At 54.0% G+C, this 24,409-nt stretch carries 23 protein-coding genes; 12 read left to right on the top strand and 11 right to left on the bottom strand.

Features of this window, described 5'->3' with window-relative positions; all coding sequences use genetic code 11:
• Positions 1–252: 252 nt before the first annotated feature.
• Positions 253–2,550, top strand: a complete 2,298-nt coding sequence (locus E4631_RS12495; protein WP_133656858.1) for a T9SS type A sorting domain-containing protein — start codon at positions 253–255, stop codon at positions 2,548–2,550.
• Positions 2,551–2,634: 84 nt separating this feature from the next.
• Here the strand turns inward: E4631_RS12495 and E4631_RS12490 are convergent, their stop codons facing one another.
• From E4631_RS12490 to E4631_RS12465, 6 genes are all read right to left on the bottom strand, one after another.
• Positions 2,635–3,465 (bottom strand): phosphosulfolactate synthase, encoded by an 831-nt coding sequence (locus E4631_RS12490; RefSeq protein ID WP_133656859.1) that lies wholly within the window; start codon positions 3,463–3,465, stop codon positions 2,635–2,637.
• Positions 3,466–3,589: 124 nt separating this feature from the next.
• A complete protein-coding gene (locus E4631_RS12485) occupies positions 3,590–4,987 on the bottom strand; it encodes a tetratricopeptide repeat protein (protein ID WP_133656860.1) in 1,398 nt (465 codons plus the stop codon).
• A gap of 151 nt (positions 4,988–5,138) precedes the next feature.
• Positions 5,139–6,167 carry an NAD-dependent epimerase/dehydratase family protein gene (locus E4631_RS12480; RefSeq protein WP_133656861.1) on the bottom strand — a complete coding sequence of 343 codons (1,029 nt, stop codon included), beginning with the start codon at positions 6,165–6,167 and terminating at the stop codon, positions 5,139–5,141.
• Between the two features lie 56 nt (positions 6,168–6,223).
• Complete coding sequence (locus tag E4631_RS12475) at positions 6,224–6,910, bottom strand: tyrosine-protein phosphatase (protein ID WP_166648025.1); 687 nt, start codon at positions 6,908–6,910, stop codon at positions 6,224–6,226.
• A gap of 90 nt (positions 6,911–7,000) precedes the next feature.
• Positions 7,001–9,496, bottom strand: coding sequence for a polysaccharide biosynthesis tyrosine autokinase (locus E4631_RS12470; protein ID WP_133656863.1), 2,496 nt, complete (start codon positions 9,494–9,496; stop codon positions 7,001–7,003).
• Between the two features lie 55 nt (positions 9,497–9,551).
• Positions 9,552–10,343, bottom strand: coding sequence for a polysaccharide biosynthesis/export family protein (locus E4631_RS12465; protein WP_133656864.1), 792 nt, complete (start codon positions 10,341–10,343; stop codon positions 9,552–9,554).
• Between the two features lie 356 nt (positions 10,344–10,699).
• On the opposite strand from E4631_RS12465, the gene E4631_RS12460 reads away from it, so the two are divergent.
• From E4631_RS12460 to raiA, 4 genes are all read left to right on the top strand, one after another.
• Complete coding sequence (locus E4631_RS12460) at positions 10,700–11,848, top strand: acyl-CoA dehydrogenase family protein (RefSeq protein WP_133656865.1); 1,149 nt, start codon at positions 10,700–10,702, stop codon at positions 11,846–11,848.
• Between the two features lie 83 nt (positions 11,849–11,931).
• A complete protein-coding gene (rpsU, locus tag E4631_RS12455) occupies positions 11,932–12,126 on the top strand; it encodes a 30S ribosomal protein S21 (RefSeq protein WP_133656866.1) in 195 nt (64 codons plus the stop codon).
• Positions 12,127–12,283: 157 nt separating this feature from the next.
• Positions 12,284–13,165: a tyrosine-type recombinase/integrase gene (locus tag E4631_RS12450; RefSeq protein WP_133656867.1), complete on the top strand. Its 882-nt coding sequence runs from the start codon at positions 12,284–12,286 to the stop codon at positions 13,163–13,165.
• Positions 13,166–13,306: 141 nt separating this feature from the next.
• Positions 13,307–13,606 (top strand): ribosome-associated translation inhibitor RaiA, encoded by a 300-nt coding sequence (raiA, locus tag E4631_RS12445; RefSeq protein ID WP_133656868.1) that lies wholly within the window; start codon positions 13,307–13,309, stop codon positions 13,604–13,606.
• A 73-nt stretch (positions 13,607–13,679) separates the two neighbouring features.
• Here the strand turns inward: raiA and metK are convergent, their stop codons facing one another.
• The 3 genes from metK to E4631_RS12430 all read right to left on the bottom strand — a co-directional run bounded on the left by metK (position 13,680) and on the right by E4631_RS12430 (position 16,905).
• Positions 13,680–14,942: a methionine adenosyltransferase gene (metK, locus tag E4631_RS12440; RefSeq protein ID WP_133656869.1), complete on the bottom strand. Its 1,263-nt coding sequence runs from the start codon at positions 14,940–14,942 to the stop codon at positions 13,680–13,682.
• 109 nt (positions 14,943–15,051) lie between these two features.
• On the bottom strand, positions 15,052–16,254 hold the full coding sequence (locus E4631_RS12435) for a class I SAM-dependent methyltransferase (RefSeq protein ID WP_133656870.1): 1,203 nt from the start codon (positions 16,252–16,254) through the stop codon (positions 15,052–15,054).
• A 102-nt stretch (positions 16,255–16,356) separates the two neighbouring features.
• The gene (locus E4631_RS12430; protein ID WP_133656871.1) at positions 16,357–16,905 is read right to left on the bottom strand and encodes a hypothetical protein; all 549 of its coding nucleotides are present in this window, start codon (positions 16,903–16,905) and stop codon (positions 16,357–16,359) included.
• Positions 16,906–17,072: 167 nt separating this feature from the next.
• On the opposite strand from E4631_RS12430, the gene ahcY reads away from it, so the two are divergent.
• Positions 17,073–18,392 (top strand): adenosylhomocysteinase, encoded by a 1,320-nt coding sequence (ahcY, locus tag E4631_RS12425; RefSeq protein ID WP_133656872.1) that lies wholly within the window; start codon positions 17,073–17,075, stop codon positions 18,390–18,392.
• 87 nt (positions 18,393–18,479) lie between these two features.
• Here the strand turns inward: ahcY and E4631_RS12420 are convergent, their stop codons facing one another.
• Positions 18,480–19,349, bottom strand: coding sequence for an SDR family NAD(P)-dependent oxidoreductase (locus E4631_RS12420; protein ID WP_133656873.1), 870 nt, complete (start codon positions 19,347–19,349; stop codon positions 18,480–18,482).
• 250 nt (positions 19,350–19,599) lie between these two features.
• Here E4631_RS12420 and E4631_RS12415 point away from each other — a divergent pair, with 250 nt between their 5' ends.
• From E4631_RS12415 to nadD, 6 genes are all read left to right on the top strand, one after another.
• Positions 19,600–20,367 (top strand): glycosyltransferase family 2 protein, encoded by a 768-nt coding sequence (locus E4631_RS12415; RefSeq protein ID WP_133656874.1) that lies wholly within the window; start codon positions 19,600–19,602, stop codon positions 20,365–20,367.
• Complete coding sequence (locus tag E4631_RS12410) at positions 20,364–21,401, top strand: glycosyltransferase family 9 protein (RefSeq protein WP_133656875.1); 1,038 nt, start codon at positions 20,364–20,366, stop codon at positions 21,399–21,401. The genes E4631_RS12415 and E4631_RS12410 overlap by 4 nt, the downstream gene beginning before the upstream one ends.
• Positions 21,402–21,558: 157 nt before the next feature.
• Positions 21,559–22,209, top strand: a complete 651-nt coding sequence (locus E4631_RS12405; protein WP_133656876.1) for a sigma-70 family RNA polymerase sigma factor — start codon at positions 21,559–21,561, stop codon at positions 22,207–22,209.
• A gap of 51 nt (positions 22,210–22,260) precedes the next feature.
• On the top strand, positions 22,261–22,563 hold the full coding sequence (locus tag E4631_RS12400) for a hypothetical protein (protein ID WP_133656877.1): 303 nt from the start codon (positions 22,261–22,263) through the stop codon (positions 22,561–22,563).
• 12 nt (positions 22,564–22,575) lie between these two features.
• The gene (gmk, locus tag E4631_RS12395) at positions 22,576–23,166 is read left to right on the top strand and encodes a guanylate kinase (RefSeq protein WP_133656878.1); all 591 of its coding nucleotides are present in this window, start codon (positions 22,576–22,578) and stop codon (positions 23,164–23,166) included.
• Entirely contained in the window at positions 23,163–23,762 is a 600-nt protein-coding gene (nadD, locus tag E4631_RS12390) for a nicotinate (nicotinamide) nucleotide adenylyltransferase (RefSeq protein ID WP_133656879.1), read from the top strand. The genes gmk and nadD overlap by 4 nt, the downstream gene beginning before the upstream one ends.
• Before the next feature lie 81 nt (positions 23,763–23,843).
• Here the strand turns inward: nadD and frr are convergent, their stop codons facing one another.
• Positions 23,844–24,407: a ribosome recycling factor gene (gene frr, locus E4631_RS12385; protein WP_133656880.1), complete on the bottom strand. Its 564-nt coding sequence runs from the start codon at positions 24,405–24,407 to the stop codon at positions 23,844–23,846.
• Positions 24,408–24,409: the final 2 nt, after the last annotated feature.

Raw genomic sequence — 24,409 nt, 5'->3', positions numbered from 1 at the left:
AAAAAATTTACTTTATATATTCAATAATTAAACTTATTCACATAAAAAACGAAGCTAACTCTTTTTCAGGCATGGTTTTAGTCAAAACCCGCCGCAAAATGAGCATTGCACTTTTTTAAGTATAAAAATAAGTTTTCTAACTGAAGAAAATCTTTCAAATACCTAACTGAACTTTATTGCGTTCGTACAAGGCGCAAAATGTCAGGGCTGACAACTTCACGCACTTCTTCTTAAACTTCTTTTCTCTCCCTCATGCAAACTCCTACTTTCTCACGACAGGCAAGGCCAACCTGGCTCTCTTGGCAAAATCTATTGGTAATCTTATTGCTTTTCGGGGCAGATTTTACTCAGCAAGCGGCAGCACAATCTCCTGGAGGTGACGCTATAACGCTTACTCAGAAGCCAACTAGCAGTACTAGCCAATCGGTCACCTATGCTGGTTTAAATTATGTCACGCCTTATAATAATAGTACATATACTAGATTAGGCAATACATCTTCTACTCCCGCCGTACCTAATCCTAGTTTGGGTACTTATGATTTGGATGGTAATAGTAGTTTAGTGTTAACCAATAGCTCGATTGACTTCATGCCAGGCAGTATTAACTCACCTGTTGTGTCTACAAAGCTTTTTTACCGAGTATACCAGACTAATTTTCCACCAACACCAAACAATTACTCCCAATTGAGCCTGCCTAACTTTAGCGCAGACCCAAATAATAATGGGTATGTTATCTATGATTCTGGAGCTACCAACATTAATTTGTTAGCGGGGTTAACAAATGGAGGAAATTACACGGTTGATTTGTACTTTCAGCTTGACCGGGCGGATGGCAGTTCTTTAAAGGACCCAAGCAACGTATATAGCTTAGCTTTTTATGTTACAGCTCCTCCTGTTACTCCTCCTGGAGGTACTACTGTATGGCAAAGCACTACAACTGGCCCCACTAATGGTAGTACAGATTGGACACTAGCCGCCAACTGGAGTAACGGAGTGCCGAATTCAAAAGCTAATGTGATTATCCCCGAGAAGACTGGCACCCAAGTATACCCAATTCTAGATGATATCAATTACCCATATGAGGTTTTAGACTTATCACTTAATGGAAGTGGTAGTACTGCTGGCCTACTTAATATTCGTACTGCTACTTTGAAGGTTTATGGAAACTTAACTCAAAATGGGGGTGGACTTACAGGTAATACTACCGATGCTCGTGGCGTCACTGACAACACTAAGAACTCTACTCTTATTTTTGCTGGTAACAACCAATTAATTACGGGCCAGGTAAATGTCTCTGATATTATAATAGCTGGTACGGGTATTAAATCAGTTATTAACGCTGTAAATCCCCTTAATATAATAGCATTCCGCCCCGATAACCCAACGAATGGAGTTATTATTCAGTCAGCGGCTTATAATATTATGGGTGGTGTCATAACGTCTTATGGCCTAGATTTTAGTAAAAACTCTTTTGTTGATTTAGGGACAGCTGCTAATATCAGCGTTGTTGCGGGTGAAGCAGAAACTCCTGTATCATACATAAAGGGTATTACGAATGTTAACCGGCAAGCAAGCCAGGGAAATAAGCAGACCTTTGGTAATATCGGTATTGATATTACCTCTAGTACAAGTCCCGGTTCAGTCAGAATTCAGCGCGTTCTAGGTGATGCGCTACAAGGACCAGGAACATCCGTTGCCGTTAAGCGTCAGTATATAATTAACGGTTACGATGACAGCGGCTCGAATGTGAGCAGTAGCTCTACGTTTGATGTAATATTTCATTATTTATACTCTGCTGCTAATCCCGGCGAATTGAGCGGCATCCAGCCGGAAAACCTAGCGATGTTTAGTACCATAACGAATGGTGTTCCATACAATTCTCTAGGTGGCACAGTGGATGAAATCGCTCAAACAGTAACTCGTAAAGCTATACCTACCCTCCCAACAATTACGTTAACCCTCGGTGATAAAACTAACCCTCTACCCGTTAGCCTGATTGCTTTCACGGCTACGCGTAGCAACCAAAATGCGCTACTGGCTTGGGCCACCGCTACTGAGCAGAATAGCGCTGGTTTTGAAGTGCAGGTATCCACGGATGGTACATCTTTCCGCAAACTGGCTTTTTTAGCCAGCCAAAATCCAAACAGTGCGCAAAAACTCCAGTACACTTACACCGACGCCGAAGCGGGCAAAACCGGTACTCGCTATTACCGCCTGCGCCAGCTAGATATTACGGGTGAAGAATCTTTCTCCCCAGTGCGCGCAGTGAATTTTGATGGTGCAACTGCTACAAGTGCTTTGGCTGCCTACCCCAATCCGTTTGCCGATAAGGTTGCCTTTAATCTTGATGCAACTACTATTGGTGCCAATGGCAGCGCTCACGTACAGCTACTGGATATGACGGGGCGCATAGTGCGTGAGCAAAACCTCACAGTGCAGAACGCCAGCCTGACGCTCGATAACCTGAGCGACCTGCGTAGCGGGCTGTATATGGCCCGGATTACGCTGCCCAATGGTAGCGCCAAAACCCTGCGGGTTCAGAAGCAATAACCACGTTCCTACCCCCCGCTAAAACACCGAAGCCGGCCCTGGATATCCAGAGCCGGCTTCGGTGTTTTAGCGGGGGGTAGGGCGCTAGCCGCGGGGCATGGACGTGCCCGGCTTGCCCGACTTGGCCGCCGGGTGAAACATAGGGTCCACGGCATCCATATCGAGGAAATGCGAGAACGTATCGCCACGCAGCCCCAGTCGGATGGTTTCGAGGCTCACGATTTCGTTGGGAGCAATATTGCCCAGGTTCACATTGGCGCCGAGGAGCTTGATAAACCAAACCTGCTGGGCCTTCTGAGGGGCTTCCCAAATGATGCGCTCCGACGGAATCTTGGTCAGAATCTCTTCCACCAGGCCCGAGCGTACCTCGCCCGTGCTACGGAAAAGCCCCACATTGCCACCTTCGCGGGCTTCACCGATTACCTTGATGGCGCCGGCCTCCAACTCGGTCTGCATCTGCGAAATCCACTTATAGGGCGGAATAATTTTTTCCGCATCCTTAGAGCCTACCTCACTCAAAACCTTGACTGATTTACTCAACTCGCGGATAAATTCGCACTTACGGTCGTGGGGCAGGTCGATGCTGCCGTCCGATACCTCGGCGTATTCTAGGCCGAAGCTGTCGAGTAAGCGGCGATAGTCATCAAACTGGTTGCGGATGATAAAGGCTTCGAATAAGGTGCCACCCAGGTATACTGGCACACCCGCCGCACGGTATATTTCCAGCTTCCGCTTCAGGTTAGGTACTATGTAAGAGGTGGCCCAGCCCAGCTTAACAATGTCGGTGTAGGGGGACGCTACTTCCAGAAAATCTTCCACTTCCCGCATGCTGAGTCCTTTGTCCATCATCATGGTAAAGCCTTGTTCGCGTGGCTTTTGAGTGCGCTCGGGGAGCTGGGAAAGCGAGTAGTTCATACAAAAAAAGGCGGGTAATACTCCCAACCAAAAAAGGTAAATGCCTAACAAAAGTGCCCGCCTCCGGTAAGGAGAGCGGGCACAAAATTAATTCAGAAAGCAGTCGCGGCGTTTGGCCAACTCCTTACTTGCGGAACTGGTCAATCAGCCGTTGTAGCGCGGGCTGCTTCTGCAGCTCGGGAAAGTAATCAAAAAGCAACGAGTGCTGGTCGTAATTGAGCGTCAAAGCTGTTTCCAATTCCTGGTAGGCCTCACGCAGGCGACCATCGGCCAGCAAGTAGGCGCACAGCATGTAGTGGAAATGGGCCTCGTGCGGGTGCAGCTCCACCGCGTGGCGCAGCAGGTCGATAGCTTCATCGTAGTGACCCTGCTCGTAGAGGATGGCACTCCAGCTTACCCAGCCGGTAGCGTCTTCCGGGGCTACCTCTGTCGCCTTTTCATAGGCTTCGAGGGCACTGACAATATTGCCTACCTGGTTCTCAGCGGCCCCAAGCGCAGCCCAGTACTCCCCGCTATCGCCGTATAGCTGCACGGCTTTGCGGAAGAAGTGCAGGGCTTCAAATGCTCGGTCCTGCTCTTGCAGCAACACGCCTTGCCCAAACCAAGCCTCGTCCATCTCGGGGTTTATTTCCAGCGCTTTGCGGTAAAACTGACGCGCATGCTCCCAGTCGCGCAGCTTTTCGTAGCACTCGCCGATGTTGCACAGCGCCTCGTCCGTCGGCTCACCAGTTGGGTAGCTCAGCTCAAACTCCCCAATGGCCTTCTGATATTCCTGCTGGCACACAAATGTGTCGGCCAGCCAGTGGTGAGCATCGTGAAAATCAGCTTCGATAACAATGGCGTAGTCAAACGCCGACGCCGCCTGCTCATACTTTTCGAGCCGGTAGTAATACTGGCCCAAGTTGTACCAAGCCGTAGCCGAGTAGGGGTCATCGTCGGTGAAGCGCTGAAAAAATTCTTCGTGCTCCAGGAGCCGGTCAGTTGTTTCCAGGCAGTTCAACAGCTCTTGGACGGTAGTCTCGTTGTCGGGCTGCAAGCGCAGGCTATGCTTGTAGTGCCGCGCCGCGCTCTTGAACTTATGCCAGCTCTGGTAAGCCAGCCCGAGGTTGAAATGAATGTCCTCGCGGTCGGGATTGCGCTCCAGCGCCGACTGAAAAAAGCGCACCGCTTCCTCAAAATCCCCGCGCTGCGTGGAGATGATACCGCGGGTTACGGCCACGTCGGCATTGTCAGGGTCGCGGGTGGCTACGTTGGCAATCTGGCGCTCGGCCTCAGCATAGTCGCCCCGCATCGCGGCAATCTGGGCGCGGTCAATCAGTAGCTCGGTCGAAAAAGGGTATTGGCTAAGGGCCGCGTCACAGGCTTGTTGTGCCTTGTCGAAGGCGGCCGAAGTCACATAGTGGTCAATAATTACTTCAAACTCTTCTAGGTCAAAAAACGCAGCGGCATCGTCCGCCAGCATGCGTTCGTAGCGCCGCACGGTATCTTGGGCTGCTCGTGGGTCGTCAAATGGTTCGTTCATGCGCATAATAATCACGAATTATAACAGGTAGCTCTCCCTACCCCTGCTAATAGAATGCCAACCCGAGCAACTAAAGTCAAGGTGTCTGAAAAGCCAGCTTGGGAAGCGGTCGGCCTTGTTCACTAGAATGAAAAAAGCTAGTCAAGCTTCGCTAAGTTACAACCGGCGGCCGAGCCGTCCGGTTCGTTTCGAGGGTAGTAGCCAACCAGGCTACGGTTTCGGCCAATGGGCGAAAACCCAGTCCCGTAGTGCGCAGCGCCTTGCTGGCGTCGTACACTACGGGTTGCCGGCCCACGCGGGCCGTATCGCGGGTGATGAGCGGCCGCGCCCCGGTGAGTAGCGACCGGGCATGCTCTAGCCGCCAGATTATCTCGGCTGCCCACGATGGCACAGCCACGCTGGGCGGCCGCCGGCCAAATGCCTGCGCCAGCATAGCCAGTACTTCTCCGAGAGGCTGCATGCCCGCGTTGAGGATGTAGCGGGCCGGGGGCAGGTCGGGCAGGTCGAGCGTGAGGCGCAGCAGGTGGGCCACTACATCGCGCACATCCACAAAATTGATTTGATTGGGCGTGTAAAATCTGTGTTCGTCGTAGGCGTAGCGCAGCAATTGCGTGCTGCTGCGGTGCCAGTTGCCAGCCCCCAGTACAATGGAAGGGTTGACAATAACGGCCGACAGCCCTTCGGCTACCCCGCGCCATACCTCCAACTCAGCCAGGTACTTGCTGGTAGCATAGGCCGAGTGACTTGCTCCCAAGTCCCACGTAGCGGCTTCATCGAGTAGGCGGGGGGTAGGAGCCGCCTGCATATCGTTGCCGCCAGCCGTAGCCGTTTGCCCTAGGGCAGCTACTGACGACACGTAGCCCAAGCGAATAGCCGGATGGCGTAAGCAGGCATCCACCACAGCGGCGGTACCTTCTACGTTTACTTGCAGCAGCGCATCCTCATCCTGCGGAGCGTACGAAACCAGGCCCGCACAATGCACAACGTGCGTCACCTCAGCCGTAATGGCAGCAGCGAGCAAATAGGTATCGGCTAAGTCACCTTGTACCCATTCCACTCCGGCCGGGCCAGTGTCAGGCAATGAGCCACGATACAAAGCCCGTACGGCCAACCCACGCCCGCGCAACTCCCGCAGCACGAAGGAGCCAATAAGACCAGTACCACCCGTCACAAAAATCATAGTGCCAAAATTACCCTACGCTACCGCACACATTCGTGCCCGGTTAGCCATTGGCTTTACAAAGTAGTATTGAGCAAGGGCAAAGCTAAGAGCTTGCGGAAGTAAGGCAAGTGCTGCGTCTTATTGGCTAGCATAGCCGTGTGGCGAAGATGGTGAGTATCAGTACCCACAAAGTCTACCAAGCCGCCATCGACAAGTTTTTCGGCTACCTTGCGCGCAGCGGGCGAGTAGTAGCCAGCCAGCGAATTGAGGTTGAGCTGAAGTAAAACGCCATATTCGTGCCGCAGCTTTTCCAGCTCGGCAAAGCGGCCATAGAGATACACGTAGCGCTCCGGATGGGCCAGTACGGGGCGGTAGCCAGCCGCTTGCAGCTCAAAAATGCTCGTCTGCAAGTTGAACGGCTCATTGAGATAAGAAGTCTCCATGAGCAGGTAGCGCTTGTCGCCTCCGAAACTAAGTAGCTCAGTACCATTTGCCAGCTTGTGGCCCAGCCACTCATCCAGGTAATATTCGGCCGCACACTCCAGCACCACATCGGCTAAGCCAGCTTCGGCCGCCGCCGCTTGAAGCGTAGCCAGCGCCGCGCGAATTCCCTCGGGTGTATTCTTATAAAAATCGCCCATGATATGAGGCGTCATTATCAGCTTGCGAAAACCCATGCTGCGTAATTCCCGCAGCAAGTCCAGGCTGTGCTCAAGCGTTTCTGCCCCATCATCAAGGCCAGGCAGCAAATGCGAATGCATATCGGCTCCCAAAGCGCCTAGCAAGGGTAATACTTCGGTAGTAGGCGATTGGCTGCCAAAGAAACGACTCCAGATGTTTGTCATGGAGTGCTAACTGAATAAACCTTTTATGCGCTCGCCGAGTGTTGGTTTTTGCTCGGTTTCTTCATAATAGCCCATGCCTTTAGTGCCGTAGCCATACCCGTAGCCATAGCCATAGCCATAGCCGTAGCCATAAGAGCCCTGTGCCTTCGCGTCGTTTAGAATGGTTGTCATGCGCGTAAATTGATTGTTACGCATTAGCCGATTCATGTTTTTGAGGAAGGTCTTGCGTGAATAGTTGGCCCTTACGATATAGATAGGTACATCGGCTTTGCGCATAATAAGAATACCATCCGTCACTAAGCCTACCGGTGGCGTGTCAATCAAGATAACATCGTAGGTCCGGTATAGCTCTTGAAGCATTAAGTCGAAGCGTGGGTTTAGAATCAACTCTGATGGATTGGGGGGGGTAGGGCCCGCCGATATAAAGTCGAGCGACTCAATACTGGTGTGCTGAATACACTCCGCAACAGTATGCCGGTCAATAAGAATGGTACTTACGCCACGAACATTTTCTGCATCGAAAGCCAAATTCACTTTTGGCTTTCGCATATCCAAATCCAGAATTACAACTCGCTGGCCAGATAAAGCGATAATGCCACCAAGATTTACAGTGACGAATGTCTTACCCTCGCCTGATATGGTGGATGTTACCGAAATCAGGCGCTTCTTAGTAGCAGGACTAATAAAATCAAGGTTAGTTCTGATAGAACGAATAGCTTCAGATACTGAAGATTTCGGGTTTTTATCGACAACTAAGCGTGATATATTTAACTTTTCTTTCTCATAAGTAGGAATAACACCCAATACAGAAGCTTTTGTATTGCGCTCTAACTCATTAACGTTAGTGATGGTATTATGCATCAAGTAACGCGTTCCAATTAGTCCCAATCCTAAAATCAAGCCTCCTGCTAAGCCAATAGCGTATACAAGTAGCTTCTTTGGTGATATGGGCTCCTCTGGAGCAAATGCTGGCGAAAGTATCTGAAAGTCAGCAGTTGTGCCTGCATTTTTGATATTATATTCTACCTTTTTCCCCAATAGCATTTGATAGCTATTGCCATAGAGCTCAAGCGGACGCTTGAGGCGCTCTAACTCTGTCTCCTTACCCGGAATCGACTGCAACGCGTTGCTTAACTTGCTTCGTTGGGTATCAAGTAACGCAATTTGATTCCGTAACTGCTTTTGTGCTTGGACTAGTTGATGCTGCAATGTAGCCTGCGCAAATTTTAATTGTGTAAGAGGACCCTGTACTGCCTCTAGTCGGTCCTGATATGAACGCCTTATGCGTCGCAGGTTTTGTTGTAGTATATTAAGATTGTTTAATTGCTGCGATAATGCTGGGTCTTCAAGTAATGCTAGGCCTGGAATAGTCTGGTCAACTGTTACTTCATCGCTTGGAGTTAAATACTCTGCTGACGTAAGCCGGCTTACTTCAGATAAAAGTGTTAATTTTTGCTCTAATTTTAACCTGTCTTCCTCAATCTTTTCTAACTTGTCGGTTATAATTCCGAGTTCACCTTTTGCGTCATATGTCCTGTTTTGCTGAACAAATTCCTTTAAATTATCTTCAGCATTAGCCAGATTTTTCCCGTTTTCCTGCAGTTGTTTATCCAAATAATCTAATGACTTTTCGGTTGTTTCTTGCTTGTGCGCAAGTTTTACGTCTCGATATACTGTGTCTAAGGCGTTAACTATTCGTTGTGCCTTGACGCGGTTGTTATCTAAAAAGGAAATTTGAAGCGTACTGGCGCTCGGATTTAATACCTCAGCTTTTAAATTCCTGTCTAGATACGAATTAATCGTGTTGTCGTCTAAAATAATAAAGTAATAAGTGGCATCAAGCTGCGTAGGAACAAGTATTTCCAAAAGTTGTAAGCTTATACCTGGTAGTTTAACTAATTGCCCGAATTCATAATTCCCCCCTAATGTTGTATTCGCCGTTGTTATACTAAGGCGATAATGCTTCGTGTCAATGTATTCGACATCAAACTTATGGTTATAGTAAACAGGGTCGCTTATGGTATACTTTACTTGATATGGGCAGCTACCAAATAGCTCATTTTCTAGTACTGTTCCTTGAGTATAATAATTTATGTCTAATGCAACAGTTTGCTTTAACCTTTTATATGTAAGCCCGGACTTTATCAGTTCTACTTCACCAGCCAACTGCGAAGCTTGATTATTGTCGCCACCACCCATAGCCATTCCTAGCCCTAATGCGCTGGCATCGCTACGGTCATCTATTTTCAGAATAGAAGTAGCTTCGTAAATGGGTTTAGTGTACCGTAGATATAACCAAGAAGCAGTAATTCCAAGAGCAAGAAGAACAATGACCCATAATAAGCTGCGTCGAGCAACTAGTACTAATGTACTTAAGTCAAAATTATCTCCGTCTTCGGCTTCCTCCTCGGCAAAACTGGGTCCGGTAGGTGGTGTAGTTTCTCCGCTAGCACTAGCCCGCCGGATTAGCTCTTCCAATTCCGCATTTTCAGTAGATGCCATAAGTTGCGTTATTTAAATTGGAAAAATTAAATAGCTTACTAAAGAATAAGTTATCCTATCGGGTTATAGAGTAGATAAACCCTGTTGTAGTTAATAGTAGAGTAAACAGACTGAGTACAGGGCTAGCGTCGGTTATTGCTTCAATTAACGGACGCCTTATAGGTTGAATATAAATAATATCATTAGGCTCAACCTGTAAATTCCCTCGCCGCATTCCTTCCAGAGTGCTAAGGTCAATAAATTGTACTTGCGGGTTCTTTAAATCGCCACGTATAATACGGATATTATTAATGCGCCCACCATAACGGCCTCCACTTCCGCTGCCATCAGCGCCACCGGCTAATGCTAATACTTCTAGTAGATTCATATTATCGTTAATGAGCGAAATGACCTGTCCTCCAGGAGAACCAAGTATAATAACGCGGTTATTCGTTACTGCTGTTTTAACAAAGGTTTCCTTATAAAACGTGTTGTAACGAAGCTGCAAAACACTGTCTGCTTGGATGAGGGTTAAGCCTTGGACTTTCACCCGGTCAACGAGGGGTAGGCGGGCAGTGCCATCGGCCTGCACCACAAACTGCGTACTGCCAGGAATAGAGCCGGCGCCTTGCCCTACGTTACGCTGCCCTGACCCTGCTGTAGGGGTACTTGTTGTGCTGCCAACGCTGGGAGAGCCAAATTGCAACTCGCCATTGGGGTCGATAAGTCGTTCGCCTTTATTGGTGTAAACCTGAACATTTAATATATCATTCGCGCGAATCCGGTAGTTGCGGTCCGTGCGATTTACTGCCCGACGCAGTTTCGCCGTATCAATCACGCCATCAGCTCCTTTGGAGAGCTGAAACATAGTGCGTTGACGATAGTACTTGCTAGTAGCACACGACGAAAGTATGCAAAGTACTGGTATTAGCAAAAGCAGAAACCGGCGTAGCGGCAGAGGCGAAAGCCCAGTAAGAGTTAACAAGAGAATGCTAATTCATCAAAAGTGCGTTGGCAAAGAAGAAGCTAACAAACACCGCTGAAAGGTAAAAAATGTCCCAAAAGTAACCCATTTACTTGGGGCTTTCAAAAACCACACGCCTGTTCTAACTCAATATGGCAAGGTAGAGCCATCTGGCAATCGTAGTTTTACAGCTACAAATGCTCGCTGACAAGGCTAGCACAAACTCTTCTCTCCCTACCCACCCATTTTAATTTTAAGATATGGAAGCTATCGTAGCAACCGAAAACCAAGCCATGATTGCGCAGATGGTGCGCGATTTTGGCATGCAGCATATCAGGCCCCAGATGATGCGCTGGGATGAAACCCAGGAGTTTCCGCGTGACGTGTTTCGTCAACTGGGTGAGCTGGGCCTGATGGGCGTGCTCGTGCCCCAGCAATACGGCGGCTCGGGCTTTGGCTACCAAGAGTACGTAACGGCGATTGTTGAGCTATCGAAGATTGATGGTAGCATCGGGCTGAGTATGGCCGCCCATAACTCGCTCTGCACTGGCCACATTCTTCAGCATGCTTCAGAAGAGCAGAAACAGCAGTACCTGCCCCGCTTGGCTACGGGCGAGTGGCTGGGAGCCTGGGGCCTCACTGAGCCCAACACCGGCTCCGATGCGGGCAACATGCGCACGACCGCTGTGCTTGATGCCGACGGCGAGCACTACATCCTCAACGGCGCCAAAAACTTTATCACCCACGGCAAAAGTGGGGACGTAGCGGTAGTTATTGCCCGGACGGGCGAAGTCGGTGATTCGCACGGTATGACGGCCTTTATCGTAGAGCGCGGTACGCCGGGCTTTGAGGGGGGTAGGAAAGAGGACAAGCTTGGAATGCGGGCCTCGGAAACTACGGAAATGATTTTTACCGACTGCCGGGTGCCTAAAGCAAACGTTATCGGCAAGGTCGGCGACGGCTTTGTGCAAAGCCTGAAGGTACTTGATGGCGGCCGCATCAGTATTGCGGCCCTGAGCCTGGGTATTGCCCAGGGAGCCTACGAAGCGGCGTTGCAGTACAGCAAGGAGCGCCAGCAGTTCAACCAGCCCATCAGTAATTTTCAGGGTATCGCTTTCAAGCTCGCCGATATGGCGACCGAGATTGAGGCCGCCAGCCTGCTCACGTATCGCGCTGCCGAAATGAAAGACCGGGGCCAGAACGTCAACCTGGAGTCGGCAATGGCCAAACTCTATGCCTCCGAGGTAGCTGTGCGCACGGCCAACGAAGGCGTGCAGATTTTTGGCGGCTACGGCTACACCAAAGACTACCCCGCCGAAAAATATTACCGCGATGCTAAGCTCTGCACCATTGGCGAAGGCACCAGTGAGATTCAAAAACTGGTAATTGCGCGAGCCTTATTAAAATAAGTAAAGTTCTGCTTGACAATCTGTCAAGGTCTTGCGTATCTTTGCGGCCCGTTTGCCCTGAAAGAGACTACTCACTCCCCGATATGATTATCGTTCAAATCAAAGACAACGAAACCGTTGACCGTGCGCTTAAGCGCTTCAAAAAGAAGTTCGAGCGCACTGGCGTATTGAAAGAATTGCGTCGCCGCACGTTCTTCCAAAAGCCTAGCATCACTAAGCGCAAGCTGAAGCAGAAGGCAGTTTATAAACTGGCTACTTACGGCCCAGAAAGCGAATAGTCATTCGGCCTCTTAGGGCACGAAGTTATTAAAAAGCCCTTCCGGCTGCTCTATAGCATTCGGAAGGGCTTTTCGTGTTGGCCAAATCAGGTTGGAAAATAGTTTTTCGCTACTTTGCACCATGCCCTACCCCCTCAGCTGTTGGTAGTGTTGCTACATGGACGAATTTCTGGATTTTCTGCGCTACGAGAAGCGCTTTAGCCCACACACTGTTACCTCCTATCAAACTGATTTGGCGCAGTTTGCTGCGTATCTGCGAGTAGAGTACGAGCTGGTTGAGCCGGCGCAGGCCACGCACCCGCTCATTCGGGGGTGGGTAGTGAGCCTGATGAGCCAGGACCTGGACCCACGCACGGTGAACCGTAAAGTGGCTTGCCTGCGCTCCTTCTACAAGTTTTTGCTGCGGGGCCACCAGATTGAGGCTAATCCGATGCTACGCATCAAGGCGCCCAAAATGGCCAAGAAGCTGCCCGAATTCGTGCCTGAAGAGTCTTTGAATCGCTTGCTGAATTCCTTTGAGTTTGAGGACAGCTTGGCCGGGGCTCGCGACCAACTGGTGTTGGAGATGCTATATGGCACGGGCATCCGGCTTTCGGAGCTGTTGGGTATTACGGATAACGAGTTGGATATCAGCGCGCAAACGGTGCGCGTAACAGGTAAGGGAAATAAGCAGCGCATCGTGCCACTAAACCCTTCGCTGCTGCTGGTGCTGGAAAAATACCGGACCCGGCGCACGGTTAATTTTGGGCCAGCAGCCAACAAGCCCTTGTTTCTGACTGATAAAGGCGAGCCGCTCTACGAGAAGCTAGTGTACCGGACCGTGAAGAAATACCTAAGCCAGGTATCAACCTCGGCGGCGCACCAGCACCCGCACGCACTACGCCACGCGTTTGCTACCCACCTGCTGGGCAAGGGCGCCGACCTGAATGCTATCAAAGAGTTGCTGGGCCACGCTAGCTTGGCGGCCACCCAAGTGTACACACACTTGTCCGTCGACCGCCTGAAATCCGTATTTGAACAAGCCCACCCTCGGGCCTGATTACCTCACGAGCTACGGCTGCCAGGTTTTTGATTGGTATTTAGTTTGTTGAAACATTTTTTTCAACGGACTGGCATTGATTCAAAACGCCGAAAGCGTAGCTTATGAGTTCTACTTCCTATCACCATTCCCCCTTTGCCCATGAAAGTGCAAATGCAATCGGTTCATTTCGATGCCGACCAAACCCTCCTCGATTTTATTCAGCAACGCCTCAATAAGCTGGACCATTTTTATGACCGCGTTACGGATGGTGAAGTCATCCTGCGCCTTAATAACAAAGACGGGGTAGCGAATAAAACTGTTGAAATCAAGCTGATGGTGCCCGGTAGCACCCTCTTTAGCCAGGAAGATGCCACCTCCTTTGAAGCCGCTACCGACGCTGCGGTAGAGGCTCTGAAGCGGCAGATTACGAAGCACAAAGAGAAGACGCTCAGCCACTAGGCACTGCAATACATAGTAGAAAAAGCCCTGGCCGCATTGCGCGGCCAGGGCTTTTCTATTGCTAAGAAAAATACTAGAGCTTGAAAGCGGCCTTAATCTGGCCCACGTAGTCAAGCTTTTCCCAAGTGAAGGTTTCAAACGTTTTGTCTTCGCCGTCTTTCATCTTCACCGTCACGGTGCCGGGCTGGCGGCCCATGTGGCCGTAGGCAGCCGTTTGGCCAAAAATGGGGTTGCGCAGGCCCAGGCGCTCCACGATGGCGTAGGGGCGCAGGTCAAACAGCTCGTTTACTTTGTCCGCGATTTCGCCATCGGTTAGGGGCTGGCCGGCTGCATTTTTGGCTTTTGTGGTGCCGTAAGTAGTTACGTAGAGGCCGACGGGCTTAGCCACGCCGATGGCGTAGGCCACCTGCACCAATACCTGGTCGGCCACGCCGGCCGCCACCAGGTTTTTGGCGATGTGGCGGGTGGCGTAGGCCGCGGAGCGGTCCACTTTACTGGAGTCTTTGCCCGAGAAAGCACCGCCGCCGTGGGCACCTTTGCCGCCGTAGGTATCCACGATGATTTTGCGGCCCGTCAGGCCCGAGTCGCCGTGCGGGCCGCCGATAACAAACTTACCCGTTGGGTTGATGTGGTGCTTGATATCGCCCGTGAACAGCGCCTGCACATCGGGCGAGAGGTTGGCCTTTACGCGCGGAATGAGCAGGTTGATAACATCCTCGTTGATGCGGGCCAGCATCACTTCTTCCGACGGGTCGAAGTCGTCGTGTTGGGTGCTGATAACGATGGCCTCGATGGCCTCGGGCCGGTGGTCATCGGAGTAGCGAATCGTGACCTGGCTCTTGGCGTCGGGCCGCAGGTACGTCATTTCCTTACCCCCCTTGCGGATGGCGGCCAGCTCCTGCAGCAGACTGTGCGATAGGTCGAGGGCCAGGGGCATGTAGTTGGCCGTCTCGTTGGTGGCATAGCCGAACATCATGCCCTGGTCGCCGGCGCCCTGCTCCTCCGGAGCCTGACGCACTACCCCCTGGTTGATGTCGGGCGACTGCTCGTGCAGCGCCGACAGGATGCCGCAGCTTTCGGCCTCAAACTTATACTCGGCCTTGGTGTAGCCGATGCGGCGGATAACGTCGCGGGCAATGCTTTGCACATCGACGTAAGCGGAAGATTTTACTTCGCCGGCGATAACGACGAGGCCAGTGGTAACGAGCGTTTCGCAGGCAACTTTAGCGGCAGGGTCTTGGCGCAAAAAGTCGTCGAGGATAGCGTCGGAAATCTGGTCGGCAACTTTATCGGGGTGGCCTTCCGAAACCGATTCGGAAGTGAACAGATAGGGCATGGCAAAGGGCTAGACAAACAAAAAACCCGCCCGTCGGGCCGGATAAGGGGCGCGGGCGGGCGGGCTGCAAAACTACTCATTAAATCCTGACCAAGCGTGCCTTGAGCCCCTAAGCGGGCGCGGGTAGCTTCTCGCACACCAGCACCACGAAGCGGCCGCGCAAGTCGGTGGTCGCAAATAAATAAATGTCGCCGCCCTCTCTGATGCCCGTGTGCCGCCGAAAATCGGCTACCGACTCAGGGAAATTACGCGTCGTAACGTGCGCCCTTCCCTCCGGCCCGAGGTGGGTTTTGAGAGCAGGGCCGTCGGCTTTCTCCGTAGCCAGAATTTTGAAAATCCGGCCCGGAAAATCGGCTCGCAAGTCCTGGCTGGTATAGAGGTGACTGTGCTGTTGCAGCTTAAGCAGCTCAAAGGCCGAGCCAATGCTTTTGAAAGCGCCGGCCTTGAGAATGGCGGCGTTGGGTTCGTATAGATACTGCTGCGCCTCGGCGTAGCGCGGCACGGCGCGGGCCTCGCGGGCCCGGTTGAGGCGAAACTCCTGCTGGCTGCCATCGCGGCGCAGGTTCACGGCCAAGCGCTCAGGGTCTACGGCGGGCTCCTCGCCCAACTCGTATAAAACTTCTTTTACCTCATTCTCAACGGCCACTACCCAGAGCCGCCGCACATGCTTCAGCTCCTGAATAGCTAGCTCGATATCAAGCATCGGCGAGGTTTTGAGTAAGATGCGCGGCGCGTGGCGCAGCAGCAGGGGTAGGAGGCGCGGTACATCGGGCTCGCAGTCAGCCAGCTTGAAAGCTTTGCCACCCTTTTTGTCGCGCCGGGCCGGGTCGAGATATAGCCAGTCGAACTGCCGGTCGCGTTGCTTGAGAAACGCCGCCGCGTCACCCGTATGGGTAGCAATGTTGCTAATGCCCAGCTGGTCCAGGTTGTACGCCACCACGGCGGCCAAATGGGCATCGCGCTCCACGTAGTCCACCTGGTCAACCACGGCAGCAAAATGCGCCGCGTCGGCTCCAAAGCCGCCGGTGAGGTCGGCCAGGCTGTTGGCCCCAGCCACCAGCGCCGCTTTGTAAGTAGCCGTGCGCTCTGAAGAAGCCTGCTCGACCGAAAGCGCGGGCGGAAAAATCAGCTCCTGGTTATCGGCCCAGGTGGGTAGCTTGCCGCGGGCTTTTTGGCGGGCCTGAATCTGGCGGACCAGCTCGGGCACTGGCAGGTGAGGATGGCGGCGGGCTTGCAGAGCCAGATGAGCCGGGTCGTCGTGCAGGTGGGCAGCCACGTAGCGCCGGGCCGCCTCGGGTAAAGGAAACTCCATTGTGCAGCTACTAACGGAAAAAAGGGTGAGCTGGTGCACTCGCTGCTCATAATTGAACACCGAGCCGAACTGAGGGGGTAGGGCGCGGGCACCCCAGCCTACTTAGAGCTGCCAGCGCAGTGCGAGGCCCGGCCGGCCACCAAGCGCGGCTACTCCTACGCTGGTGGGCCGCAACTTGGGCCACAAGGTGCCATGCGTACCCGGCAGCACGGTGTTGTAGTTATCAACTGCCTGCTTCAAGTACTCATTGGTGTGGCGATTAATAAAAATCGTCGCCAGCAAGCTAACCAGCGCTACGCCGGCCGCTGCCTGCTGTGCGCCATTAAAATACACCGGGTCGCCGTGGCTGAATACCTGCGACCCATATAAGCCAACCGCGCCCACCAGCAGCACTTTATCTGCCAGGAACAGCGTTTTTTGGCGCTTGTAGTTATTTAGCTCGCCGAGTGCCGACGTATTGCCCGCGAGGTAGGGCCGCAGCTTGCCGCCGAAGAAGCCAGCATTCTGGTAGTCCTCGCCTGTTTTGCCAGGGGGTAGGAAGTAAAAATTTTGCTGGTGGCCGTACTGGCCGCGTTCCTGGTCTTCGGGCAGGAGCCGGATAGTAGCCGGCTCAACTTGTTGTGCCTGGGCTGCCTGGGTGCCAGCCGCCATGCTAACTGCTAAAAAAGATGTTGCTAACCAATGAATTGCGTGGCTCATAATAAATAAAAGGTATCGTAATAGCCGGCAAAGATAGGCAGTGTGTATACCGACCCAACACCCAAACAAAGCGTTATCTTTGTGGTTAAAAAGCAAGACCTTTCATTTGCAAACTCATTATGGTAGCGACCAAGCCTACGACCTACGTTCCCTATAAAGTAAAAGACCTTAGCCTGGCCGAGTGGGGCCGCAAGGAAATTCGCCTGGCCGAAGCCGAAATGCCCGGCCTGATGTCACTGCGCGAAGAGTTTGGGCCCAGCCAGCCCCTCAAAGGTGCCCGCATTGCTGGCTGCCTGCACATGACCATTCAAACGGCCGTGCTTATCGAGACGCTCATCGTGCTCGGTGCCGACGTTACGTGGTCGTCGTGCAATATCTTCTCGACCCAGGACCACGCTGCTGCGGCTATCGCTGCCGCCGGCATCCCGGTGTATGCCTGGAAGGGCATGACCGAGGAGGAATTTAACTGGTGCATCGAGCAGACGCTGTTTTTTGGCGAGGAACACCAGCCCCTGAACATGATTCTGGACGACGGTGGCGACCTCACTAATATGGTGCTCAACCAGTTCCCCGAAATGGCTGCTGGCATCAAAGGCGTGAGCGAGGAAACCACGACTGGCGTACTGCGTCTCATCGAGCGGGTGAAGAACGGTTCGCTGTCCTTCCCCGCGTTCAACGTGAACGACTCGGTAACGAAGTCGAAGTTTGATAACAAATACGGCTGCAAAGAGTCGGCCGTGGACGCTATTCGCCGCGCTACCGACGTAATGATGGCCGGTAAGGTGGCCGTAGTAGCTGGCTACGGCGACGTAGGAAAGGGCACTGCTGCCTCGCTCAGCGGCGCTGGTGCCCGCGTTATCGTAACCGAGATTGACCCCATCTGTGCCTTGCAGGCCGCAATGGATGGCTATGCCGTGAAGAAGCTCAGCAATGCCGTGAAGGAGGCTGACATCGTGATTACCGCTACCGGCAACTGCGACATTCTCACCGAGAGCCACTTCCGCAGCTTGAAGGATAAGGCGATTGTTTGCAACATTGGCCACTTCGATGATGAAATCGACATGGCTTGGTTAAACAAAAACTACGGCCATACCAAAGACACGGTGAAGCCGCAGGTTGATATCTATAATATTGACGGCAAAGAGGTTATCATTCTGGCCGAAGGCCGCTTGGTGAACTTGGGCTGCGCCACTGGCCACCCGTCGTTTGTAATGTCGAATTCGTTCACCAACCAGACGCTGGCCCAGCTAGAGCTGTGGCAGCACGCCGACCAGTACGAAAACCAGGTATACACCTTGCCTAAGCATCTCGACGAGAAAGTAGCCCGCCTACATCTCGCCAAAATCGGCGTTGAGCTGGACGAGCTTACGTCCAAGCAAGCCGACTACATCAAGGTGCCGGTTGAAGGCCCGTTCAAGTCGGACCTGTATCGTTACTAAGCCTCGAAATACCTATAAAAAAGGTCCCGCCAGCATTGCGCTGGCGGGACCTTTTTTGTGGTGTGGCATAGCTGGGCAAGGGGAAGTTTAGTCCAAAAACTTAGTGCCCGTTAGCTCTTCGCTCATGGCCCACAGCCGCTGGTTATTGGCCGCCGTGTTAAAGCTGCTATTCACTGGCTCCGGCTTCTTCTTGCTGAAATAGCCGCCGCTGGTAGTCCCTACCCCCTCATTTGAGGCCAGGAAGATGCTGGTTTCGGCTCCCTTTTCGGGCGAAAGCATAAAGGGCCGGCCCAAGGCTAGCACGGCCGACAGCCAGCCGCCCGACTGCTTGCCGTAGCCCGTAGCCACTGCGCCGGGGTGCAGCGAGTTAGTCGTTACGTTCGTGATGCCATGCGCGCGCAGCCGCTTGGCCAGCTCCTGCGTGAACATAATATTCCAGAGCTTGGTGGTGCCATACTCCCACATGGCGCTGTACGAGCGCTCCGACTGAATATCATCGAGCGTGGGCTTGGAAAAGCGGTATGCCATCGAGGCTACGTTGACGATGCGGGCGGCCGGGCTTTTTTGCAACAGGTCAAAGAGCAGGCTGGTGAGTAAAAATGGCCCCAGGTGATTGGTGGCCAGCGTCATCTCGTAGCCATCGGCCGATACTTCGCGCTTGGCCCCAAACATGAGGCCGGCATTATTTACCAGCACGTCGAGGCGCGGGTACTTGTCGTGCAGTTGGGCCGCTACGTCGCGCACTTGTTGCAGCACCGACAGGTCGGCCAGCACGACATCGACCCGCTCATTGCCCGTGGCCGCAATGATGTCGCGCTGCGTTCGCTCGGCCTTGCTGCGGTTGCGGGCCAGAATGATGACGTGCGCGCCCTGCCGCGCCAACTCGCGCGCCGTGATTTCGCCAATGCCCGAGGTAGCCCCCGTAACGAGCATGATTTTGTCTTGTAAGTCAGCCATAAATTTCGTTGATGAAGTAGCGTGGCTATACGTGAGTAGCCAGTTGAAGGTAAGCCAATGCCAGATTTACGCTAGTTCCTATGCTTTTCAACTGGCCTGGGCAGCGCGGCTAAGCAGTGGCCCAGCGCAAACTCATGCAGCTATTAAAATGATTTAAAGAGGTTAGCAAAAAGGAAGGGAGTAGGCGCCGGCAAGCAAATTTGCGGCTTGGCCGCGCCGCCTACCTTTGCCAGTGCTTTTTAATGTGTCCGTGCCTGCGCTTTCCATCGTCATCATCACTTTCAACGAAGAGGCTAATATTGCCCGCTGCCTGCAAGCGCTGGGCAATGTGGCTGATGAAGTGCTCGTAGTCGATTCGTTTTCGACCGACCGCACCGTGGAAATCTGCCGCTTACACGGCGCGCGGGTGGTGCAGCACGCCTTCGCGGGCTACGTTGAGCAAAAAAACTTTGCCACCGACCAGGCCAAGTTCGACCACATCCTGCAGCTTGATGCTGATGAAGTGCTGACCGCAGAGCTGCGCCACAGCATTGGGGTAGTAAAGGCTAACTGGCAGCACGCGGCGTACTCGCTGGCGCGCCTCACCAATTACTGCGGCACCTGGGTGCGCCACGGCGGCTGGTACCCCGACCGCAAGCTGCGCCTTTACGACCGCCGCCTGGGCCGCTGGCAGGGCCTGCTGCTGCACGAGCGCTACGAGGTGCAGCTTGGCCAGACGACCGGCCAGCTCACCGGCGATGCGCTACACTACTCCTACCATTCCATTGCGCAGCACATCAGCCAGCTCAATAAATTCACCAGCATCACGGCGCAGGAGCTGGCGCTACGCGGCAAAACGCGGGTAACGCTGTTTCATTTGCTCCTGAAGCCACTCTGGAAATTTGTGCATGGCTACGTGTTTCGGCTGGGCTTTCTGGATGGCTTTGCGGGGCTGAGTATCGCGGCCATCTCAGCCTGGGGAGTGTTTCTGAAGTTCGCGAAGCTGAAAACCGGCACCCAAAACGCTCCCGCCGTATGAGCCAGACCTTCCTCGTCTCGCGCCCCGATGCTATCGGCGATGTAGTGCTAACGTTGCCCGTGGCCGGCTGGCTCAAGCAGCACTACGCCGGCTGCCGGGTGGTGCTCATCGGGCGCAGCTACACGGCCGCCGTGGCCGCTGCCTGCCCCTGGACGGATGAGTTTCTAAGCCTGGATGAACTGCTGGCCCTACCCCCCGCCGCGCAGGTAACGCGCCTGCAAGCCTACGCGGCAGCCGCTATCATCCACGTTTTCCCGAATAAGCAGCTGGCCAGGCTAGCAAAGCAAGCGGGCATTCCGGTGCGCATCGGCACGCGCAACCGGCTGTTTCACTGGCTCACCTGCAACCGGCTGGTGGGCCTCAGCCGCCGCCACTCGCCCCTGCACGAGGCCCAGCTCAACATGCAGCTACTGGTGCCGCTGGGTTGCCCTACCCCCCTCACCTTGGCTGAAGTGGCTGCGCTGGTGCGGCTACGGCCTGCCGTACCGTTGCGCCCGCAGTGGCAGCAGCTACTGGCCGCGCGGCAGCCGGGCCAGCTAAACATTATCCTGCACCCGCGCAGCCGGGGTAGCGCCCGCGAGTGGGGCTTGCCGCACTTCGGCCAGTTGGCCCGGCTGCTGCACGCGGCGGGGCACCGGGTTTTTATCAGCGGCACGGCTGCCGAGGGCAATGAGCTGGCCGAGTGGCTGCGCGAAAACGCCGCCTTCCTGGCGGCCGACCTCACCGGGCAGCTCGACCTACCCGAGTTTATTGCCTTCATTGCGGCGGCCGATGGGCTGGTGGCGGGTAGCACCGGGCCCCTGCACCTGGCCGCGGCGCTGGGCCGCCACGCACTGGGGCTATACCCACCAATAAAACCTATGCACCCTGGCCGTTGGGGGCCGCTCGGGCCGCACGCCGGCTATTTGGTGTTTGACCGGCCCGATTGCCAGGACTGCCGCACGCAACCGGCCACCTGCACCTGCATAAAAGCGATTGCGGCCGCCACAGTAGCCGCTCAAATTGCCCACTGGCAGCCATTGCGGGCAAACTAGCAGCTCCTTGCTCCCGTAAGTAGTTTCATCGTATGCTCATTAGCACAAAATTGGTTCAGTTACGTTAGGCTATTCGGCCAATCAGCTAACTTAATCGCTGCTGTCCGGTCTTACTTTTGCCCAACTGCCAAATCTTACCGCCGCCCTATCTACTATTATGAGTGACTCTCCCGAACGGGTGAAGCTGAGCAAAGAGGAAAAAGACCGGCGCTTTCAGGCCGAGTTGATGCCCGTGCTCGACCCGCTCTACAACTTCGCCTATCGCCTCACGCTCGACGAAGACGACGCCAACGACCTGGTGCAGGAAACCTACCTCAAGGCGTACCGCTTTTTTGAGTACTTCGAGCCTGGTACTAATGCCAAGGCGTGGCTTTTTCGCATCCTGAAAAACTCGTTTATCAACGATTTTCGGAAGAAAAGCAAGCAACCCGCCAAGGTTGATTACAGCGAAGTTGAAGGATATTATAACCCCGATGAAGTAGAAGGCGATGCCGACACCGGCGCCTCCTCATCGGACATGCGCCAGCAGTCGACCCGCGACCTGATTGGCGACGAGGTAGCCAGCGCTTTGAATTCGCTACCTGTTGATTTTCGGACCGTTATCATCTTGTGCGACCTCGAAGGCTTCACCTATGAGGAGATGGCCAAGGTGCTCGATATTCCGATTGGTACGGTGCGCTCGCGCCTGCACCGGGCCCGCAATTTTCTCAAGGATAAGCTGGAAAAATATGCTTCCTCGATGGGTTACGGGAACGATGCCTCACAGGACATAGTTAATGACGCCGAACACGACGACGAAAATACTTAATTTTTTCTTCACCATTTAACCCCAGGCTAAGACCCTGTTCCCGTTTCGCTCATGGAAGCTACCGCTACTACAACCAATCTGTCGGCCCCCCTTGTTTCAGCCTCCCCGCTGGCCAACGCCCCCGACTGCGACCGCGTGAACATTGTACTTGACCAACTTCTCGAGGGACGGGTCCTGACTGAAGAAGATGAGGATTACCTCATTCACCACGGCGAAGACTGCTCGCCCTGCTTCGAAGATATCAAGAAGCAGCAGGTTTTTATCGGCTTTCTTAACCAGAAAGTAGGCCGCCGTGCTGTGCCTTCGGCCCTGCCGCACGCCATCATGGCGCGTTTGCACGCCGAAATAGCCTAGCTTTGCAGCCCTATGCAGGGCAAAATCATTGTATTCTCAGCTCCTTCGGGAGCGGGTAAGACGACTATCGTGCACCGGCTCATGGGGTTAATCCCTAAGCTGAGCTTTTCCATCTCCGCTTGCACCCGCGACCGCCGCGGGCGCGCCGAGGTCAATGGCAAAGACTACCACTTCATCTCCGTGGCGGATTTTCAGGATAAAATCCGCCACGACGAGTTTGTGGAGTGGGAGGAGGTGTACGAAGGCGCATTCTACGGCACGCTAAAATCGGAGATTGAGCGCATCTGGGCCAACGGCCAGCACGCCATTCTCGATGTAGACGTGAAAGGCGGCTTGAGCATCAAGGACTTTTATAAAGACCGGGCGCTGGCCGTGTTTGTGCGGCCACCATCCATCGAGGCACTGGCCGAACGCCTTACGGCGCGGGCTACGGACTCTACTTCCAGCATTTCTTCGCGGGTGTATAAAGCCACGTTTGAGCTTGCCTTCGAGGATAAGTTTGACGTGACGGTTGTCAACGACAATCTCGAAGAGGCCGTGGCCCACGCCGAGCAGCTAGTGCGTGATTTCGTAGCACAAGACGCCGCGCCCGAAGTAGTATGACGCCCGTTAGCCCCGAGGCTTCCCGCCGCGTAGGGCTGCTGTTTGGCTCCTTCAACCCGGTGCACACCGGCCACCTCATTTTGGCCGAGCACTTTGCTACGCGCACCGATTTGGCCGAAGTCTGGCTGGTAGTATCGCCGCAGAGCCCTTTCAAGGTAGGCGATGAGCTGCTACCCGAGGCCCAGCGCCTAGCCCTCTTGGAGTTAGCCGTAGCTGATAACCCGCGCCTGCGCGCCGAAGCCATTGAGCTGTCCCTACCCCGCCCCAGCTACACCATCGTGACGCTGGATGCCTTGCGGGCGCGCCATCCCAGCCACGAGTTTGTGCTGCTGATGGGCGCCGACAACCTCACGGGCCTGCTACGCTGGCGCGCGGCCGACCGCCTCACCCAAGAGTTCGACCTGTATGTGTATCCCCGGCCCGGCACGGCGCTGCCCGATTTGGCGCCCTACCCCCGCGCTCGCGTGGTAGCTGCGCCGTTGCTCGATATCTCCGCCACATTCATCCGCCAGAGTATTCGGGAAGAGCAGAGCATCCGCTACTTAGTGCCAGCAGCCGTCGAGCGGGAAATTATGGCCCAGGGCTATTACCGCTAAGAAGTTCCGCTAACTAAGCCGGCCCCGCTACTTCCAGCATAGGAAGTGGCGGGGCCGGCTCGGTAGAGAGGGGTAGGGACCTCAGATGGTCATAATCTCCGATTCCTTCTTGGTAAAGAGCTTGTCAACTTCGGCAATGTGCCCGTCTGTGTACTTCTGCACCTTGGCTTCGGCATCTTTCACGGCATCCTCGGGGGCGCCGTCTTTTTGCAGCTTGCGCAGGGCCTCGTTCACATCCTTGCGGATGCCGCGCACGCGCACTTTGCCGCTTTCGGCTTCATTCTTCGCTTGCTTCACGAGGTCGCGGCGCCGCTCCTCGGTCATAGGCGGAATGTTGAGGCGCACGCCGTCGGCGTCGGCAATGGGGTTCAGGCCCAGGTCGCTGTTTTTGATAGCCTTGGCCACCTCGCTCACCATGTTCTTCTCCCAGGGCTTGATGAGCAGCGAGCGCGGGTCTGGTGCCGAAATATTAGCAATCTGCGATACGGGGGTAGGCGTACCGTAATAATCCACGCGTAAGCCGTCGAGCATGGCCGGCGAGGCCTTACCGGCCCGAATACGGCCCATTTCTACGCCCACGTGGGCAATGGCCTTGCCCATCGATTCCTCCGCGTCGCTGAGGTAAAATTGAATTTCTTCGTCCACTT

Origin of the sequence: Hymenobacter sp. UV11 (assembly GCF_004684095.1) — a bacterium.
Lineage (GTDB): Bacteria > Bacteroidota > Bacteroidia > Cytophagales > Hymenobacteraceae > Hymenobacter.
The sequence above is the reverse complement of the archived record's forward strand: the minus strand, read 5'-3'. Positions and strand labels throughout refer to the sequence as shown.

What these genes read in the sequence shown, in the direction of transcription:
- E4631_RS12495 (WP_133656858.1), top strand. Translation starts at nt 253, where the DNA reads ATGCAAACTCCTACTTTCTCACGACAGGCAAGGCCAACCTGGCTCTCT.
- E4631_RS12490 (WP_133656859.1), bottom strand. Translation starts at nt 3,465, where the DNA reads ATGAACTACTCGCTTTCCCAGCTCCCCGAGCGCACTCAAAAGCCACGC.
- E4631_RS12485 (WP_133656860.1), bottom strand. Translation starts at nt 4,987, where the DNA reads ATGAACGAACCATTTGACGACCCACGAGCAGCCCAAGATACCGTGCGG.
- E4631_RS12480 (WP_133656861.1), bottom strand. Translation starts at nt 6,167, where the DNA reads ATGATTTTTGTGACGGGTGGTACTGGTCTTATTGGCTCCTTCGTGCTG.
- E4631_RS12475 (WP_166648025.1), bottom strand. Translation starts at nt 6,910, where the DNA reads ATGCATTCGCATTTGCTGCCTGGCCTTGATGATGGGGCAGAAACGCTT.
- E4631_RS12470 (WP_133656863.1), bottom strand. Translation starts at nt 9,496, where the DNA reads ATGGCATCTACTGAAAATGCGGAATTGGAAGAGCTAATCCGGCGGGCT.
- E4631_RS12465 (WP_133656864.1), bottom strand. Translation starts at nt 10,343, where the DNA reads ATGTTTCAGCTCTCCAAAGGAGCTGATGGCGTGATTGATACGGCGAAA.
- E4631_RS12460 (WP_133656865.1), top strand. Translation starts at nt 10,700, where the DNA reads ATGGAAGCTATCGTAGCAACCGAAAACCAAGCCATGATTGCGCAGATG.
- rpsU (WP_133656866.1), top strand. Translation starts at nt 11,932, where the DNA reads ATGATTATCGTTCAAATCAAAGACAACGAAACCGTTGACCGTGCGCTT.
- E4631_RS12450 (WP_133656867.1), top strand. Translation starts at nt 12,284, where the DNA reads ATGGACGAATTTCTGGATTTTCTGCGCTACGAGAAGCGCTTTAGCCCA.
- raiA (WP_133656868.1), top strand. Translation starts at nt 13,307, where the DNA reads ATGAAAGTGCAAATGCAATCGGTTCATTTCGATGCCGACCAAACCCTC.
- metK (WP_133656869.1), bottom strand. Translation starts at nt 14,942, where the DNA reads ATGCCCTATCTGTTCACTTCCGAATCGGTTTCGGAAGGCCACCCCGAT.
- E4631_RS12435 (WP_133656870.1), bottom strand. Translation starts at nt 16,254, where the DNA reads ATGGAGTTTCCTTTACCCGAGGCGGCCCGGCGCTACGTGGCTGCCCAC.
- E4631_RS12430 (WP_133656871.1), bottom strand. Translation starts at nt 16,905, where the DNA reads ATGGCGGCTGGCACCCAGGCAGCCCAGGCACAACAAGTTGAGCCGGCT.
- ahcY (WP_133656872.1), top strand. Translation starts at nt 17,073, where the DNA reads ATGGTAGCGACCAAGCCTACGACCTACGTTCCCTATAAAGTAAAAGAC.
- E4631_RS12420 (WP_133656873.1), bottom strand. Translation starts at nt 19,349, where the DNA reads ATGGCTGACTTACAAGACAAAATCATGCTCGTTACGGGGGCTACCTCG.
- E4631_RS12410 (WP_133656875.1), top strand. Translation starts at nt 20,364, where the DNA reads ATGAGCCAGACCTTCCTCGTCTCGCGCCCCGATGCTATCGGCGATGTA.
- E4631_RS12405 (WP_133656876.1), top strand. Translation starts at nt 21,559, where the DNA reads ATGAGTGACTCTCCCGAACGGGTGAAGCTGAGCAAAGAGGAAAAAGAC.
- E4631_RS12400 (WP_133656877.1), top strand. Translation starts at nt 22,261, where the DNA reads ATGGAAGCTACCGCTACTACAACCAATCTGTCGGCCCCCCTTGTTTCA.
- gmk (WP_133656878.1), top strand. Translation starts at nt 22,576, where the DNA reads ATGCAGGGCAAAATCATTGTATTCTCAGCTCCTTCGGGAGCGGGTAAG.
- nadD (WP_133656879.1), top strand. Translation starts at nt 23,163, where the DNA reads ATGACGCCCGTTAGCCCCGAGGCTTCCCGCCGCGTAGGGCTGCTGTTT.